The organism is Tardiphaga sp. (assembly GCF_041424195.1).
In the GTDB taxonomy this organism is placed as follows: Bacteria; Pseudomonadota; Alphaproteobacteria; order Rhizobiales; family Xanthobacteraceae; genus Tardiphaga.
Genome location: NZ_JBGMOE010000132.1, coordinates 31,731 through 47,574, shown reverse-complemented (window position 1 = coordinate 47,574; position 15,844 = coordinate 31,731). Strand labels below are relative to the sequence as shown.

Here is a 15,844-nt window from a genome sequence, read left to right as displayed (position 1 = left end):
CTTAGGCCGCGACTGGCTTAGGGCGGCACCATGACCAAACCTCTTGCGCTGACATTGGGCGAACCGGCTGGCATCGGCCCGGACATCGCTATCGCCGCCTGGCTCCGTCGGCGCGAACTCGACCTGCCCCCGTTCTATTTGCGTGGTGATAGCGCCTTCATGGCGGACCGCGCGAGGACACTCGGCCTCGACGTCAAGCTGGCCGATGCAACGCCCGCCAGTGCCACTGAGATTTTCGCTGACGCATTGCCGGTGGTGTCGATCGGCCAGACTGTTACGGCGCCTCCGCGTCGGCCTGACGCCTCCAGCGCGCCTGCAGCCATTGCCTCGATCCGCCAGGCCGTCGCCGATGTCGAAGCCGGCCACGCCAGCGCCGTTGTTACCAATCCGATCGCCAAGAGTGTGCTCTACCGCGCCGGTTTCAACCACCCTGGCCACACCGAATTTCTCGCCGAACTCGCCGCGCACGACGGCAAGGTGCCGCTTCCGGTGATGCTGCTGTGGTCACCGGAACTGGCCGTGGTGCCGGTTACGATCCACGTCTCACTGCGTGACGCCATCGCACAATTGACCGCCCCGCTGATCACCGCCACCGCGCGTATCGTCGTCAACGACATGAAGACCCGCTTCGGGATCCGTCGCCCGCGGCTGGCCATCTCCGGGCTCAATCCGCATGCGGGCGAAGACGGATCGCTGGGCACCGAGGAACAGACAATCATCATGCATGCGGTCACGGTGCTGCAGAACGAGGGCATTGACGTGCGCGGTCCGTTGCCGGCCGATACGATGTTTCATCCGGCGGCCCGCTCGACCTATGACTGCGCCATCTGCATGTATCACGACCAGGCACTAATCCCGATCAAGACGATCGCCTTCGATCACGGCGTCAACGTCACGCTCGGCCTTCCCTTCATCCGCACCTCGCCGGATCACGGCACGGCCTTCGACATCGCCGGCACCGGACGCGCCAATCCGTCGAGCCTGATTGCGGCGCTGAAACTCGCAGCCCGCATGGCAGCGACACAATCCGCATGAGCGGGATCGACGATCTGCCACCGCTGCGTGACGTCATCAAACGTTTCGATCTCCAGGCGCGCAAATCGCTCGGCCAGAATTTTCTACTCGATCTCAATCTCACCGCACGCATCGCACGCGCCGCCGGCCCGCTGGAAGATTGCACGGTCATCGAGGTTGGCCCTGGTCCTGGCGGCCTCACCCGCGCATTGCTGGCGACGGGCGCCAAACGCGTTATCGCGGTCGAACGTGACGAGCGCGCACTCGGCCCGCTCAAGGAAATCGCCGCGCACTATCCTGGTCGGCTCGAGATCGTCATCGGCGACGCCCAGACCTTCGATCCGCGCCCGATGCTATCAGGCGAGCGTGCCAAGATCGTCGCCAACCTGCCCTATAATATCGGCACTCAGCTCTTGATCGACTGGCTGTGCACCGAACCGTGGCCGCCCTGGTACGACATGTTGGTGTTGATGTTCCAGCGCGAGGTCGCCGAACGCATCGTCGCCGTCGAAGATGACGAAGCCTATGGCCGGCTCGGCGTGCTGTCGAACTGGCGCGCCGAAACCAAAATCCTGTTCGACATCTCGCCGGCCGCCTTCACGCCGCCGCCAAAGGTCACGTCATCCGTCGTACGCCTCGTTCCCCGTGCGGCGCCCGAGGCCTGCGAACGCCGTTTGCTGGAACAGGTGGCGGCAGCGGCGTTCAATCAGCGCCGCAAGATGCTGCGGCAGAGCCTGAAGTCCCTCGGCGTCGATCCGGAGCGGCTCGCCGCAGCTGCCGATGTCGACGTTACCCGGCGCGCCGAGACGGTTCCGGTGTCGGGCTTTGTCGCGATGGCGCGCGAATTGTCAGAGATCAGAAAGACAAAGAGCATCACGCCAGCGCCGTGATGTCCCACGCAGGACTGTAAATCGCCGCGCACATGAAGCAGGCGTGCGCGGCTACTGAAGGTGGTGGTCGACCCCATCCCGGAACAAGCATCTCCGGACCGGTCGCGCCTCAGGCGGATCAGCATCCGCCGCGCTGCAAGGACTCGTATCCGCACGCCATCAGCGTCGGCACTCCCTTGCTACCCGCACCGACGGTCTACAGATTACTCACCGTCAAATAAGTGTAAGTCGCGCGGGATCGAATATTTTTCTTGAAACTCGAGTTCAATCTCACTCAGAGCACTCTGGACAATCGGATGGAGTCGACGACCGCCCACACGAGTACGCACGGCCCAGCCATGCTCTTTGTCCGGAGAGATGGAGAATGAGAACGACTTACCTTTACCAACCCGAGCGAGTAATTCTTGGTGGATCAGCCAGATAAGCTCATCGACATCCACCCTCTTCTTGTTGCGAGTCATTGTGGCGATGACCTGCGTCACTTGTGAATCCCCTCTTTCGGGGGGTCTTAGGACGCCAGGATTACATCAACCTTACAATCCGGGAACGCGTTCTCAATCTATTCCTCGTCGCAATGGCGACAAAGGCTGCTGGGCGCGCCCGAACGCGATGGAGCCCATATTTCCGGTCCAAGAACAGAGCTTGAACTGGCTATTGAACTTCCAATGAACTTGTGGTTGCTAAGGACAAGTAAAGTCTAGGGAATTATAAAAAAATGGCTCTTATGAAACGCCAGTCGCTGGTGAAATTCGACGCTCCGCTCTGCGAAACCATCGTCGACACGCCGAAGCCGCAGGGCAAAGAGGTGCTGGTCCGCATCGAATGCTGCGGTCTCTGTCATTCGGATCTGCACATACAGGACGGCTATGCGGATCTCGGCGGCGGCAAGAAGCTCGACACCACGCGCGGCATGACGCTTCCCTTTACACTCGGCCACGAGATCGCCGGGATTGTCGATGAAGTCGGTCCCGATGGCGATCAATCGCTGATTGGCAAGAAGAAGGCCGTCTTCCCGTGGATCGGCTGCGGCAAATGCCGCGACTGCCTCGCTGGCGACGAGAACCTCTGCGCCAAGAACCGCTTCCTCGGCGTTTCACTCGACGGCGGCTTCGCGACGCATGTGCTGGTGCCCGACGAGAAATATCTGCTCGATTACGATCCACTGCCGATCAACATGGCGGCGACTCTGATGTGCTCGGGCATTACGGCCTACGGCGCTCTCAAGCGTCTCGTCGATCGCCCGCGACAGCGCAACCTGCTGCTCGTCGGTCTCGGCGGTGTCGGCATGGCCGGTCTCGCGCTGGCACAGGCGATGTTCAAGCAGCCGATTTCGGTCGCCGATCTCAATCCGGCCGCGCGCGAAGCCGCGCTGAAGAACGGCGCCGCCTTCGCCTACGATCCGGCCGAGCCGGACGTCGCCAAGCGCATGGTCAAGGAGAATGACGGTGGCTTCGATGGCGTCGTGGACTTTGCCGGTAACGACAAGTCCATGAACTTCGCGGTGGCCACGGTGGCACGCGGCGGCAAGGTCGTCGTATCCGGCCTGATGGGCGGCAATTTCAGCCTGCCCATGGTGCAGTGGATCTACAAGCGCATGACCATCGAGGGCTTCATGGTCGGCACCCTCGAAGAGGCTAAAGAGTTGATGGCGCTGGCCCGCGCCGGCAAGCTGAAGCCCACGCCGATGAAGGCGGAGCCGATGGGCGATGCACAGAAATGGATCGACGAATTGCGTGCCGGCAAGGTCGTCGGCAGGATCATGCTGACCAACTGAGCTGAGGAACCGTTGGCCAGATGGCGCTTGGCGTCATCTGGCAGCCTTTTCTTTTACCGACTGCGCTGCGGCTGCATCGCCTCACCGATCGCCACGACGACAGCGCAGATCGCGACCAGGACGATCGACGCCGCGGACGCGGCTGGCAGGTCAGTCCCCGTCTCCGAGATCTTGCTGTAGAGCACCAGCGGCAGGATGTTCACCTGCGTGCCGGCCAGCGCCAGCGCCGTGCCATAGGCGCCGACGGCAACTGCGGCCGTCAAACAATAGGCCGCGATCAGGCTCGGCAATATCTGCGGCAGCATGACTTCGACCAGCGTCCGAAAACTGCCCGCGCCCAGCGAGCGCGAGGCCAGCATCTGGTTGCGATCGAAATTACTGATCGCCGGCAGCACGATCAAAACGACGCGGGGCACCAGATAATAGGAATAGGCCAGCCCCAGACCCAGCGGTGAAAAGATGAAGCCGCCGATGATGGCGGGATCAAAGCCCAGTTTGGCGAGCAACAGAGTCACGAAACCGGCGCGGCCAAGCAGCAGGATAAAGCCGTAGGCGACGATCAGCCCGGAAAATGTCAGCGGCAGCGAGATGGCGATCAAGGCTGCCGTCCGAAGGCCCGGCGCGAAGCGCGCCAGCGCGAGCGCCACGCAAAAGCCGACGACGAGCGAGAACAGCGGCGCCACGGTGCCCAGCACCATCGTCCCGCGCAAACCGTTCCAGAATACCGGATCATTCGCCAACCGGCCGAAGGCGCTGCCGCCATCCGCAAAGGCGCCCACAAGCACCGCACAAACGGGGATCAGGAAGAACAGTCCCAGTACCACACTGCCGGGCACGGCAAACGCAGCGAGCATGGATGTCGGGACGCGAGCGCTCATCGTGGTCCTTGTTGCAGGGGACGAAGAAGCGATCCCCGTGCTGACGCGGGGATCGCTGTGGTGAGTTCAGCCTACTGACCGAGAACGGCCTTGGCCCAGCCGGCGTCGATCTCCGCCTTCTTCGCGGTAGCCTTGGCGATATCCATCGCCTGTACCTGCGGCGCGGCTGGCATCTTGTCGGCAACGCTCGGCGGCAGGCTGACGCCGGGCACCGCCGGACGCACATAACCCTCGGCGAAGATCTTCTGGCCTTCATCGCTCATGATGAAGTTCAGCCAGAGCTTGCCGGCATTCGGGTTCGGTCCATTCTTCACCAGCGAAATCGCGTAAGGCGCGGCGGCCGATGCTTCCTTCGGGATCACAACGGCAACGCCGTCGCCGAGGCCGTCGGTGAACTTGGCTTTCAGCCCGTCGTTCTCGTAGCCGATCCAGATCGGGATCTCCCCCTTCAGGAACTGGGCGTAAGGCGTGGTGCCGACCGTGCGCAGCACGTTGCCGGCCTTGGTCAGCTTGCCCAAATAGTCGATGCCCGGCGCGACATTGTCCATGCTGCCGCCATTGCCGAATGCCGCGGCGAAAGCCACGACCTGCCCCTGCCCCGTCGAGCGCGGGTCCTGATACACAATGGCGTTCTTGTATTCCGGCTTCAGGAGATCGGCCCAGCTCTGCGGCACGGTCTTGACCAGCTTGGTATTGACAAGGAAGGCCGCGCTCAGCGTGTGGATGGTGAACCAGCGGCCTTCGGCCTCGCGCAGCGGATCGGGGAGCTTGTCAAAATTCACCGGCTTGAAGCCATCGACGACCCCGGCCTTGGCTGCATCGAGCGCGGAAGCGGCAAAGTAATAGGCTGTGTCGGCCTGCGGGCGATTGCGCGCCTTGTCGAGGGCGACGACGGTCGCGGCCGAACCGAGGTCGTTATAGACCATCTCGACGCCGGGATAGCGCTTCTGGAACGCCTTGAACTGGTTGGCCCAGTTGGCCCAGGTCGGTCCGGTATCGAACGAAACGACGAGGCCTTCCTTGCGGGCAGCTTCGTACAGCGTCTTTTCACCGGCATAGAGTTCGGGGCCTTCAAAGGCCCAGGCCGCCGGGCCGATAGCGATGGCCAGGGAAGCTATGGCAACGCGGCTCAGAAACTTGCGTCGGTTCATGTCGATCTCCTTTATGAGGTCGCGGGAAGAAGGCGGATGGCATCGTGCGGGATGGTCACGCCGGTGATCGGCCCGCGCAGATGGGTTTCGAGACGAATGGCGCCGCCGGCGACGGCCATGTCGATGCGCCTGACGGGACCGAGATAGCGGTCAGCCGACATGCTACCCGCAAAGCAGCAGGGATTGCTCGCATCGACCGGGCCGGTGATCGGCTCGACCCGCTCGGGGCGCACGAACACGGTGACCTTCGTGCCAATGCTCCTGCCCTGCGTGTCGCAGGCAAGCGGGCCAATCGGCGTTGTCACGATGCCGTCGCGAGAAACACTACCGGACCACAGATTGGATTGACCGACAAAGGCCGCGACACTGGCATCGGCCGGTGTCTCGTAAAGCTCCCGCGGCGTGCCGATCTGCACGATACGGCCGTCGCGCATCATCACGACCTTGTCGGCGATCGATAGCGCCTCTTCCTGGTCGTGCGTCACCAGCAGTGTCGCAATGCCGGCCTGACGTTGCACACGCAGGATCTCATCGCGCATCTCCAGCCGCAATCCCGCATCGAGCGCCGACAGCGGTTCGTCGAGCAGAAGACCTTGCGGCTCGAACACCAGTGCACGCGCCAGCGCCACGCGCTGCTGCTGCCCACCCGACAATTCCGCTGGATAGTCCTCTGCCCGCTTGCCCATGCCGACACGTCCAAGCATCTCGATGGCGCGCGCGCGACGCTCCTGTTTGGCAATGCCGCGCACCTTCAGTGGATAGGCAATGTTTTCCCAAAGCCGCATATGCGGGAACAAGGCATAGTTCTGAAACACGACACCCAGACGACGCGCCTCGGGCAGCGACGCGCCGACGTCCTTGCCACCGATCAGGATGGGCCCGGTGTCAGGCTTGAGGAAGCCCGCCAGCAGTTTCAGGATCGTCGATTTGCCCGAGCCAGACGCGCCGATGATGGCCAGCAATTCGCCGCGGCCGATCTCCAGAGCAATGTCGAACACCCCGGTGCTCGTGCCGGGATAGCTGTAACTCACTTGATCGTATCGCAGCGTCACGCTCCTGCCCCCACTTTACGCCGGCCCGTGACCCGCGCCGTCAATCCACTGGTCAGCGACGCGATCATCGCAAGCCCGAGCAATACGAGGGTCGCCGCGCAGGCAAAGCCAGTTGCGCCGTAGAACGCCTGCAGCAGCACCACAGGATAGGTGCGCGACAGAAAGCCAGAGACCAGATTGGATAATTGAAATTCACCGATCGACAGCGCCGCAACTGTCAGCATGCAGGACAACAGACTCGTATGCAGCTGCGGCAGCGTCACGTCCCAGATGCGTGCCGGAAACGACGCGCCGAGCGTTGCGGCTGCGTGTTCATATTCGGCGAGCCCGAGCTGATCCATGTCGGCCACCAGCGCCGTCACAGTATAGGGCAGCGTCAGTACAAGATGGCCCGCAGCGAGCAGCCAGAAACTACCGAGCCACGGCAATGCGTCCGACGAGAAGACGAGGATGAAACCGAAAGCGAGAACCAGCTCGGGCACTGCAATCGGCATCAGCGTGACGATCCGCGCCGCAAGACGCACGCCGCCTCGCGCGCCAGCGTGAATGGCATAGGCCAGCGGCAGGCCGATCAGGATGTTGAGAATGCAGGTGGTCGCGACAATCTTAAGGCTGGTGATGAAAGCGCGGCGAAAGCTCGGATCACCAGCGACTTCCTGATACCAGCGCCAGGTGAACCCCGACGGCAGAAGCGTGCCGCTCCAGACGTCTCCGAAAGAGCCGACAAATAGCAACAGGACAGGCGCCGCGAGAAAAATCAGATAGGCGATCGCGACGAACGGCACGACCCATGTCCCCTGTCAAATGTGATGCTGAAGTCTGCGCCTCAGTATAACGGTGGCATATCAGTTTTATGACATTGTGACAAAGTTATGCAGTTGCGAGAAGGCGTGCTGCAATGCGGGCGATGACCCCGTCGACATCAGCGACGCGCTCGACCGCATTCACCTCTGGCGCATCGGCCATCGCCAACACCAGACGATTGAATTGTAGTCCGAGCGCCATCTCCGAGAGCGTCCCGACACCGCCGCCGATCGCGACCAGCACGAGACATGCGCGGGCGATAATTGCATTGCGTGCGGGGCCGATGCCCGTCGCAATGGGGATGGCGACATAGGGATTGGCTGCGTGCCACTCTTCATCAGGCAGCAAGCCGACAGCCATGCCGCCCTCCAGTGCATGACCCTTGCACGCCGCTTCCATCACGCCGTTCTTGCCGCCGCACAATAGTTGCAGTCCATGGCGCGCCAATGCCGAGCCCATCTGTTCGGCGAGGTTGTATTGCGCTTGCGTGGCCTCGCGCGGGCCGATGATGCCTATCGGCACGCGTCGCAGCTTGCGCGTTGCTGCGAGCCTCAACAGCGCCTCTGAAGGAGTGACGGCGTCGCCGCTCTGCTCCGCCGCATCGTTCCGCCACGTCAAAGCGAGAGGATCGAACACCCGTACGCCATCGCTGAGCTGCTGCGTGCGCTCATTCCAGAACAATGCCTGCATGAAGTCAGCCTTCGAGTTCTTGCTGCAGTTTCCGCACAAACGACGTCAGTCCGGTGCGGCGTTCGCGCTTCAGGCGTTCGGCCTTGAGGATCGACTGCACCTCGCTATAGGCCTCCTCCACATTGTGGTTGATGACAATGTAGTCGTATTCCGCCCAGTGGCTCATCTCATGGCTGGCGCGACTCATGCGCCCGCGGATCACGTCGTCGGAATCTTGCGCACGCGTATGCAGGCGCTTTTCGAGATCGGCCGCCGAGGGCGGCAGGATGAAGACGCTGACGACGTCGGCCCGGGCTTTCTCACGCAGCTGCTGCGTACCCTGCCAGTCGATGTCGAATAACACGTCATTGCCGGCGGAGAGTGCCGCTTCTACCGGCGCGCGCGGCGTTCCGTAGCGGTTGTCGAACACGGTGGCCCATTCGAGCAATTCGTTGCCCTTGGCCATTTTCTCGAAGCGCGGCTTGTCGACGAACATATAGTCCTTGCCGTCGACCTCACCGGGCCGCATCGGACGCGTCGTCGCAGAGACCGACAATTGCAGCCCCGGCATCCGGTCGATCAGCAGCCGCGTCAGTGTCGTCTTGCCGGCACCGGATGGCGATGACAGCACGAACATCAATCCGCGCCGTTCGACTCCGTCAAAGCCAGCTTCCCCAGAATTTCGGCTGCCCCCGGACATGGTCACTCCAGATTCTGTACCTGTTCACGGAATTGCTCAACCACGTTCTTCATCTCGAGGCCGGTGCTGGTCAATTCCAGATCGTTGGATTTCGAGCAGCAGGTGTTGACCTCGCGGTTGAACTCCTGCGACAGGAAATCAAGCCGTCGGCCGACAGGGCCGCCTTTGTTGATCATCTCGCGCGATTGCGAGATGTGGGATGCAATGCGATCGAGCTCTTCGCGGATGTCGGCCCTGGTCGCCATCATCAGCGCTTCCTGGCTCAGCCGATCGGAATCGAAACGATCCGAGGCTTCCAGCAGCGTCGCGATCTGTTCAGCAAGGCGCGCGCGAATGGCCTCCGGCTTGCGGCCCGGTGCAGCCTCAGCCTTCTTCGACAGCGTCTCGATCTCGTCGAGGCGCTGCGACAGGATGTCACCGAGCGTCATGCCCTCGCGCTTGCGCATCGCGACCAGCGCCGTAAGGGCCTCTTCGAACGCTGCGGCCACGGCCGCCTTCGCCGCCTTGTCCTCGGCCTCGTCCGCCTCGGGCTCGACCACTTCGATCACGCCCTTGATATTCATCAGGCCATCGACGCTCGGCGCGACGGCGTCGATCCTGCTGGCCAGTTCGGCAGCAATACGCAGCACCGAATTCAGCACCTCTTCGTTGATCCGCACGGTCGAGGCCGCGTTGCTGCGCTTAACGGTGAGGTTCGCGTAAACAGTGCCGCGCGACAGCACTTCGGCGGCGCGTTTGCGGGCGACCGCCTCGACCTCGTCGAAACCCGGAGGCATCCGGAAGCGCAGGTCGAAGCCCTTGGCGTTGACGGACTTCAGCTCCCACTCGAAGCTGTAAGGTCCGCTGGTGCCATGGCTTCGCGCAAAGCCGGTCATGCTCGACAACGCCATCGCTGAACGTCTCCAAAGAATACGAGTAAGATTCGCAAGGTGCGAACCGGCTCAGGTTAGGGCCTTTTCAGGCCAAGGGGAATTCGAAGCAGAAGCCAGCGCGGGCTTGGTGGTACGGCCTATTGCTGAACAACCGGCGGTGTACCCGACGACTGCGCAGCGCCCTGACGAGCCGGCGCGGCTGGCGCAGGCGCCGTACGGGCCCGCTGCTTGGCCGGTGCGGGCCTGGCCGGGCTTGTACCCGTTGCGGCGCCAGGATCTGTAGCCGCTCCGGCAGGCGCAGCGGCAGCCTCTTCCGGCGGTTCCACGGCGTCGTTCTGGACGGCCTTCTCCATTGCGCGCAGCTTGCTGACGTTCTTCTGATGCGCGTCGTAGGTCTCGGTAAAGGCATGACCGCCGGTGCCATCGGCCACGAAGAACAAGTCACGCGTGCGCGCCGGATTGGCGGTCGCTTCGAGTGATGCACGGCCCGGATTTGCGATGGGCCCCGGCGGCAGGCCTTCAACCACATAGGTGTTGTAAGGCGACGGCTGCTGGATCTCGCTGCGCCTGATCGGCCGGCCGAGCGTGCCCTTGCCCCCGACGATGCCATAGATGATCGTCGGATCCGACTGCAGCTTCATCTTCTGGCGCAGGCGATTGGCGAATACGGCGGCCACACGGCTGCGCTCGTCGGCACGGCCTGTCTCCTTCTCGACGATGGATGCGAGCGTCACCAGTTGCTCCGGCGTCTTCGCGGGAATATCGGCGTTGCGACGCTCCCAGATTTCGGCGAGTATGCGCTTTTGCGCCTGCTGCATGCGCTGGATCACCTGGTCGCGCGGCGTGCCACGCGGAAATTTATAGGTCTCTGGCAGCAACGTGCCCTCACGCGGCATTTCGCGGATCGAGCCGGTAAAGATGTCGTTCTCGGTCAGGCGCGCGACGATCTGCTCGGAGGTCAGGCCTTCGGGAATCGTGATGGAGTGCTGCACGACCTTGCCTTCGACGATGGTGCCGATGACGTCGCGCAGATTGGCGTTCTTCTGGAACAGATATTCGCCAGGCTTCAGTTCGGAACTGGCCTTCAGCGCAAACACGGCACCGATGAAAACCCAGCGATTGGCGGAGATCACGCCTTCGCGCAGCAACGCTTCGGCAATGTCGCCCTTGCCCGCACGCGCGGGGATATTGACGACCTTTTCTTCCTGCAGCGGTCCCGGCGCTTCCAGCGCCTGGCGACCATAGACATAGGCGCCGCCAGCACCGAGCATGGCGATGATGATGATGGTGATGATGGCATTGCCGGCAACCACGAGCGGATTGCGCGCATGGTCGGAACGCTTCGGCGGCGGCGGAACCTGCTCCGGCTCCAGCGCGGCACGCGGACTCCTGGGCGAAATGGGCGGCCTCTCACTCATCGATAGTACCTGATCCTGTCGGTTCAATCGTGACGGGTACAAACACGATACCCGTCAATAGCATACGCCCAGTGTAGGAATTAGCGCGGAATACGGCGAAACGGTGGAGGTTCTCTAACCAACCACGCGCTGCAGGATCACGGACGCATTAGTACCGCCGAAACCGAATGAATTCGACAAGGCAATATTGATTTCGCGCTTGCGCGGGGTCAATGCGACGAGATCAATCGCGGTTTCCACCGACGGCTTGTCGAGATTGATCGTCGGCGGCGCGATGTTATCCCGAATCGCAAGGACACAGAAGATGGCCTCAACCGCACCGGCCGCGCCGAGCAGATGGCCGATCGACGACTTCGTCGACGACATCGACACTTTCGACGCGGCATTGCCGAGCAGGCGCTGAACCGCGCCAAGCTCGATCTCGTCGCCAAGCGGGGTCGAGGTGCCGTGCGCATTGATGTAGTCGATGTCAGCCGCGGAAATGCCGGCACGCTTCATCGCAGCGTTCATGCTTCGGAACGCACCATCGCCATCAGGCGTCGGCGACGTGATGTGATAGGCGTCGCCCGACATGCCGTAGCCGATAATCTCGGCATAGATACGTGCGCCGCGCGCCTTGGCGTGTTCGTACTCTTCGAGCACGACCACGCCGGCGCCTTCGCCCATGACGAAGCCATCGCGGTCCTTGTCGTAAGGCCGCGACGCCTTCTCGGGTGCATCGTTGAAATTGGTCGACAGCGCGCGCGCCGCGGCGAAACCGGCCATCGCGAGGCGGCTGATCGGCGACTCGGTGCCGCCGGCGACCATTACATCGGCATCGCCGAGCGCGATCAGACGGCCGGCATCGCCGATCGCGTGCGCGCCGGTCGAACATGCCGTGACGACGGAGTGATTGGGGCCCTTGAGGCCGTGCTCGATCGAGACGTAGCCCGAAGCGAGATTGATTAGCCGGCCGGGAATGAAGAACGGCGACACTTTGCGTGGGCCGCGTTCTTTCAGAAGCAATGCTGTATCGGCAATGCCGGACAGGCCGCCGATGCCAGAGCCGATCATCACGCCGGTGGCGCAGCGATCGTCTTCATTGTCCGGGTGCCAGTTGGCGTCGTCGAGCGCCTGCTTGGCGGCGCACATCGCATAGATGATGAAGTCGTCAACCTTGCGCTGGTCTTTCGGCTCCATCCACTGGTCGGGATTGAAGGTGCCATGGGTGCCGTCGCCGCGTGGAATCACACAGGCGATCTGGCTGGTGAGATCGGATACATCGAATGTATCGATCCGCTTTGCGCCGCTCTCACCGTTGAGGATGCGCTTCCAGGTCGGCTCGACGCCGCAGCCAAGTGGCGACACCATGCCAAGGCCTGTGACGACCACCCGCCTCATTGTCGTACCTCCACGGCCCATCCTTGAGCCGATGTGTCTTGAGCTAAAGTCTCTTGAGCAAATGCCTACGCGTCACAGCAAGAAGCCGGTGGATCGCACAAACGCGATCCGGCCGGCTTCAAAATGTGTCGCGCGAAGACGTCAGCTCTTTGCGTTCTTCTCGAGAAACTTGGTTGCGTCGCCGACGGTCAGAATCGTCTCGGCCGCGTCGTCCGGAATTTCGCAACCGAACTCTTCTTCAAACGCCATCACGAGCTCGACCGTGTCGAGGCTGTCGGCGCCGAGATCATCGATGAAGCTCGCGGCATCGACCACCTTCTCGGGTTCAACACCAAGGTGTTCCACCACGATCTTCTTCACTCGCTCGCCAATCTCGCTCATATCAACCTCGTGCTTGTTACATTGGGCCCGTCCGCAGACGATACGAGCCATCGTGGAGCGTTTAACTCGTTAAACCTTGCGCAGTTGCGCGTCTCTGGATTGACCCCGTCGTCCCGGACGGAGCCTCGCGAAAACGGCAGGCTCGTCCCCGCCAATATACAGGGTTTCAAATTCCTGCAATGGCCTTCTTTGCCCCACCGTTGGAGGTTCGGTTACCATACTTCACTTGGCTTGGCCACTTAACCCGGTGACCGTCCAAACCTCAATTAAATCACGACGTTGGGGTTCCCCCACGCTTAGATCATCGCCATGCCGCCATTGACATGAATCGTCTGGCCGGTGACGTAAGCCGCCTCATTTGAGCTCAGATAGACGGCCGCTGCCGCAATATCTTCCGGCGATCCAAGACGTCCTGCCGGCACCTTGGTCAGAATCGTTTCGCGCTGCTTGTCGTTCAGCACATCGGTCATCGGCGTTGCGATGAAACCGGGTGCAATGCAATTGGCCGTCACATTGCGCTTGGCGTATTCCGCCCCCAGCGTCTTTATCATCCCAATCAGGCCGGCTTTCGCGGCCGTGTAATTCCCCTGCCCGGGATTTCCGGTGACGCCGACCACCGAAGTAATTGCGATGATGCGACCGAAGCGCTTGCGCATCATCAGTTTGGTCGCGGCGCGCGCGAGGCGGAAGGTCGCGGTCAGATTGACGTTGATCACGCTGTCCCAATCTTCGTCGCGCAGCTGCACGAACAGATTGTCCTTTGTGATGCCGGCATTGGCCACGAGGATGTCGAGCTGTCCCATCGCCTTCTCGGCGGATGGCACGAGTTCTTCGACTTCCGCTGCATCGGACAGATTGCACGGCAGCACATGGACGCGGTCGCCGAGCTTGGCGGCAAGGGCTTCCAGCACCTCGCGGCGCGTGCCTGAGATGGCCACCGTAGCGCCCTGCGCATGCAATGCAGTGGCGATCGCGCCGCCGATGCCACCGGTCGCGCCGGTGACCAGCGCCGTACGTCCCGTCAAATCGAACATTTCGCCTTCTCCTCTGGCCGCTTACGCCGAACGCGCTGCTGCGAGCGCATCCTTGGCGGCGGCAATGTCATTGGGTCCGCCGACGGCAACGCCGACGGCGCCTTCGGCAATGCGTTTGACGAGGCCGCTCAGCACCTTGCCGGAGCCGACCTCAAGGAAACGCGTCACGCCCTGGCCTGCCATATAGGCCACGCATTCACGCCAGCGCACGGTGCCGGTGACCTGCTCGACCAGACGGCGGCGGATTTCATCGGGATCGGTGATCGGCGCGGCCAGCACGTTGGACACCAGTGGCACCGCGGGCTTATTGATCGTGACCTTGGCCAGCGCCTCTGCCATCACGTCGGCGGCGGGCTGCATCAGGCTGCAATGGAACGGCGCCGACACCGGCAGCAACATCGCACGCTTGGCGCCCTTGGTCTTGGCAATCTCCAGCGCGCGTTCGACCGCAGCCTTGTTGCCGGACACCACGACCTGTCCGCCGCCATTATCGTTGGCCGCGTGGCACACTTCGCCCTGTGCAGCTTCTTCCGCCACGGCCACGGCGGTCTCGTAATCGAGGCCGAGCAACGCCGCCATGGCACCGACGCCCACCGGCACGGCCTTCTGCATGGCCAGACCGCGGGTCCGCAGCAAGCGGGCCGCATCCGTGACCGAGAGGCTTCCGGCCGCTGCCAGCGCCGAATATTCGCCGAGCGAATGGCCCGCCACGAAGGCCGCGTCCCTGGCCAGCGAAATGCCGGCTTCGGCCTCGAGCACCCGCATGGTCGCCAGCGACACCGCCATCAGCGCGGGCTGGGCATTCTCGGTCAATTGGAGGGTTTCGGCCGGCCCATCCCAGATGATGCTGGTGAGCTTCTCGTTCAGAGCCGAATCGATCTCCTCGAACACGGCTTTGGCGGCGGGAAATGCATCCGCCAGCGCCTTGCCCATGCCGACCGCCTGGGAACCCTGCCCCGGAAAGGTAAATGCTGCGGTCATTGACGCCCCGTCATGTTTTTTGGCTTAAACTCGTTCAAACGTGCGCCGTAAGACACTGGCACGACGGGGAATGTCAAGCTGCAACGCCCAGGATACACCACGATCCGGGTCCCCGCCCGCTCCGGGAATCCGCTCATTTGGCCCCTGTTTCGCTTGCCATTACCCCAAAAATCCGTATAAGGCCCCGATCCGCAGATCCCGGCCGGGAGCTGAACGGACGGTCACAGCAAAATCACACACAGGTTTGTTGCGATAGGGCCAGTTGGTCCGTCGTCCCGTGCTCCCGCCTTCTGAGCAATATCGAGTCCTTTCCATAAGGGTTCGAAGGGCTTGCCGCCGGGAAACGCGCTAACCTTGGAAAGGACAGCCATGCCTCTTTATGAGCATGTATTTCTCGCACGTCAGGATGCGAGCGCACAGCAGGTCGAAGACCTCACCACCCAGATGACCGGCATCGTCGAAGGTCTCGGCGGCAAGGTCGTGAAGATGGAAAACTGGGGCGTGCGCTCCCTGACCTATCGCATGAACAAGAATCGCAAGGCGCACTTCGTGCTGATGAATCTCGATGCCCCCTCCGCAGCGGTCACCGAGATCGAGCGCCAGGAGCGCATCAGCGAAGACGTCATCCGTTATCTGACCGTCCGCGTCGAAGAGCACGAGGAAGGCCCATCAGCCATGATGCGCAAGGCTGACCGCGACCGTGAGCGCGATGACCGTGGCGGTGGCTTCCGTGGCGACCGCGAAGGCGGCGGTTTCCGTGGCGACCGTGAAGGCGGTGGCTTCCGTGGTGATCGTGGTCCGCGTCGTCCGCGTGACGACGAAGCAGCATCGGTTGAGGAGTAAGAA

At 62.4% G+C, this 15,844-nt stretch carries 17 protein-coding genes; 4 read left to right on the top strand and 13 right to left on the bottom strand.

The window, feature by feature from the left end:
• The first annotated feature begins 30 nt into the window (after positions 1 to 30).
• Together pdxA and rsmA are read left to right on the top strand one after the other, a co-directional pair.
• Positions 31 to 1,035: a 4-hydroxythreonine-4-phosphate dehydrogenase PdxA gene (pdxA, locus tag ACEK02_RS17970; RefSeq protein ID WP_371422937.1), complete on the top strand. Its 1,005-nt coding sequence runs from the start codon at positions 31 to 33 to the stop codon at positions 1,033 to 1,035.
• Positions 1,032 to 1,904: a 16S rRNA (adenine(1518)-N(6)/adenine(1519)-N(6))-dimethyltransferase RsmA gene (rsmA, locus tag ACEK02_RS17965; RefSeq protein ID WP_371422936.1), complete on the top strand. Its 873-nt coding sequence runs from the start codon at positions 1,032 to 1,034 to the stop codon at positions 1,902 to 1,904. The genes pdxA and rsmA overlap by 4 nt, the downstream gene beginning before the upstream one ends.
• 203 nt (positions 1,905 to 2,107) lie before the next feature.
• Here rsmA and ACEK02_RS17960 read toward each other — a convergent pair whose 3' ends face one another.
• Positions 2,108 to 2,386, bottom strand: a complete 279-nt coding sequence (locus tag ACEK02_RS17960) for a hypothetical protein (protein WP_371422935.1) — start codon at positions 2,384 to 2,386, stop codon at positions 2,108 to 2,110.
• Between the two features lie 233 nt (positions 2,387 to 2,619).
• Between ACEK02_RS17960 and ACEK02_RS17955 the strand changes: the two genes are divergently transcribed.
• The gene (locus tag ACEK02_RS17955) at positions 2,620 to 3,678 is read left to right on the top strand and encodes an alcohol dehydrogenase (RefSeq protein WP_371422934.1); all 1,059 of its coding nucleotides are present in this window, start codon (positions 2,620 to 2,622) and stop codon (positions 3,676 to 3,678) included.
• Between the two features lie 53 nt (positions 3,679 to 3,731).
• On the opposite strand, the gene ACEK02_RS17950 is transcribed toward ACEK02_RS17955, so the two are convergent.
• The 12 genes from ACEK02_RS17950 to fabD all read right to left on the bottom strand — a co-directional run bounded on the left by ACEK02_RS17950 (position 3,732) and on the right by fabD (position 14,998).
• On the bottom strand, positions 3,732 to 4,556 hold the full coding sequence (locus tag ACEK02_RS17950; protein ID WP_371422933.1) for an ABC transporter permease: 825 nt from the start codon (positions 4,554 to 4,556) through the stop codon (positions 3,732 to 3,734).
• Between the two features lie 71 nt (positions 4,557 to 4,627).
• The gene (locus ACEK02_RS17945; protein ID WP_371422932.1) at positions 4,628 to 5,707 is read right to left on the bottom strand and encodes an extracellular solute-binding protein; all 1,080 of its coding nucleotides are present in this window, start codon (positions 5,705 to 5,707) and stop codon (positions 4,628 to 4,630) included.
• Positions 5,708 to 5,718: 11 nt separating this feature from the next.
• Positions 5,719 to 6,738, bottom strand: a complete 1,020-nt coding sequence (locus tag ACEK02_RS17940) for an ABC transporter ATP-binding protein (protein ID WP_371422931.1) — start codon at positions 6,736 to 6,738, stop codon at positions 5,719 to 5,721.
• Between the two features lie 17 nt (positions 6,739 to 6,755).
• Positions 6,756 to 7,544, bottom strand: coding sequence for an ABC transporter permease (locus tag ACEK02_RS17935; protein WP_371422930.1), 789 nt, complete (start codon positions 7,542 to 7,544; stop codon positions 6,756 to 6,758).
• A gap of 85 nt (positions 7,545 to 7,629) precedes the next feature.
• Positions 7,630 to 8,253 carry a TIGR00725 family protein gene (locus tag ACEK02_RS17930; protein WP_371422929.1) on the bottom strand — a complete coding sequence of 208 codons (624 nt, stop codon included), beginning with the start codon at positions 8,251 to 8,253 and terminating at the stop codon, positions 7,630 to 7,632.
• 4 nt (positions 8,254 to 8,257) lie between these two features.
• Positions 8,258 to 8,932 carry a guanylate kinase gene (gmk, locus tag ACEK02_RS17925; RefSeq protein WP_371422928.1) on the bottom strand — a complete coding sequence of 225 codons (675 nt, stop codon included), beginning with the start codon at positions 8,930 to 8,932 and terminating at the stop codon, positions 8,258 to 8,260.
• Positions 8,933 to 8,934: 2 nt separating this feature from the next.
• Positions 8,935 to 9,822, bottom strand: a complete 888-nt coding sequence (locus ACEK02_RS17920; protein ID WP_371422927.1) for a YicC/YloC family endoribonuclease — start codon at positions 9,820 to 9,822, stop codon at positions 8,935 to 8,937.
• Positions 9,823 to 9,941: 119 nt separating this feature from the next.
• Positions 9,942 to 11,222, bottom strand: coding sequence for an endolytic transglycosylase MltG (mltG, locus tag ACEK02_RS17915; RefSeq protein ID WP_371422926.1), 1,281 nt, complete (start codon positions 11,220 to 11,222; stop codon positions 9,942 to 9,944).
• 114 nt (positions 11,223 to 11,336) lie between these two features.
• Entirely contained in the window at positions 11,337 to 12,602 is a 1,266-nt protein-coding gene (fabF, locus tag ACEK02_RS17910; protein WP_371422925.1) for a beta-ketoacyl-ACP synthase II, read from the bottom strand.
• A gap of 141 nt (positions 12,603 to 12,743) precedes the next feature.
• Positions 12,744 to 12,983 (bottom strand): acyl carrier protein, encoded by a 240-nt coding sequence (locus tag ACEK02_RS17905; protein ID WP_006020277.1) that lies wholly within the window; start codon positions 12,981 to 12,983, stop codon positions 12,744 to 12,746.
• A 296-nt stretch (positions 12,984 to 13,279) separates the two neighbouring features.
• Positions 13,280 to 14,017 carry a 3-oxoacyl-[acyl-carrier-protein] reductase gene (gene fabG / locus ACEK02_RS17900; protein WP_371422924.1) on the bottom strand — a complete coding sequence of 246 codons (738 nt, stop codon included), beginning with the start codon at positions 14,015 to 14,017 and terminating at the stop codon, positions 13,280 to 13,282.
• 21 nt (positions 14,018 to 14,038) lie between these two features.
• A complete protein-coding gene (fabD, locus tag ACEK02_RS17895; protein WP_371422923.1) occupies positions 14,039 to 14,998 on the bottom strand; it encodes an ACP S-malonyltransferase in 960 nt (319 codons plus the stop codon).
• 369 nt (positions 14,999 to 15,367) lie between these two features.
• Here fabD and rpsF point away from each other — a divergent pair, with 369 nt between their 5' ends.
• Positions 15,368 to 15,841, top strand: a complete 474-nt coding sequence (gene rpsF / locus ACEK02_RS17890) for a 30S ribosomal protein S6 (RefSeq protein ID WP_068731054.1) — start codon at positions 15,368 to 15,370, stop codon at positions 15,839 to 15,841.
• The last annotated feature ends 3 nt before the right edge of the window (positions 15,842 to 15,844 follow it).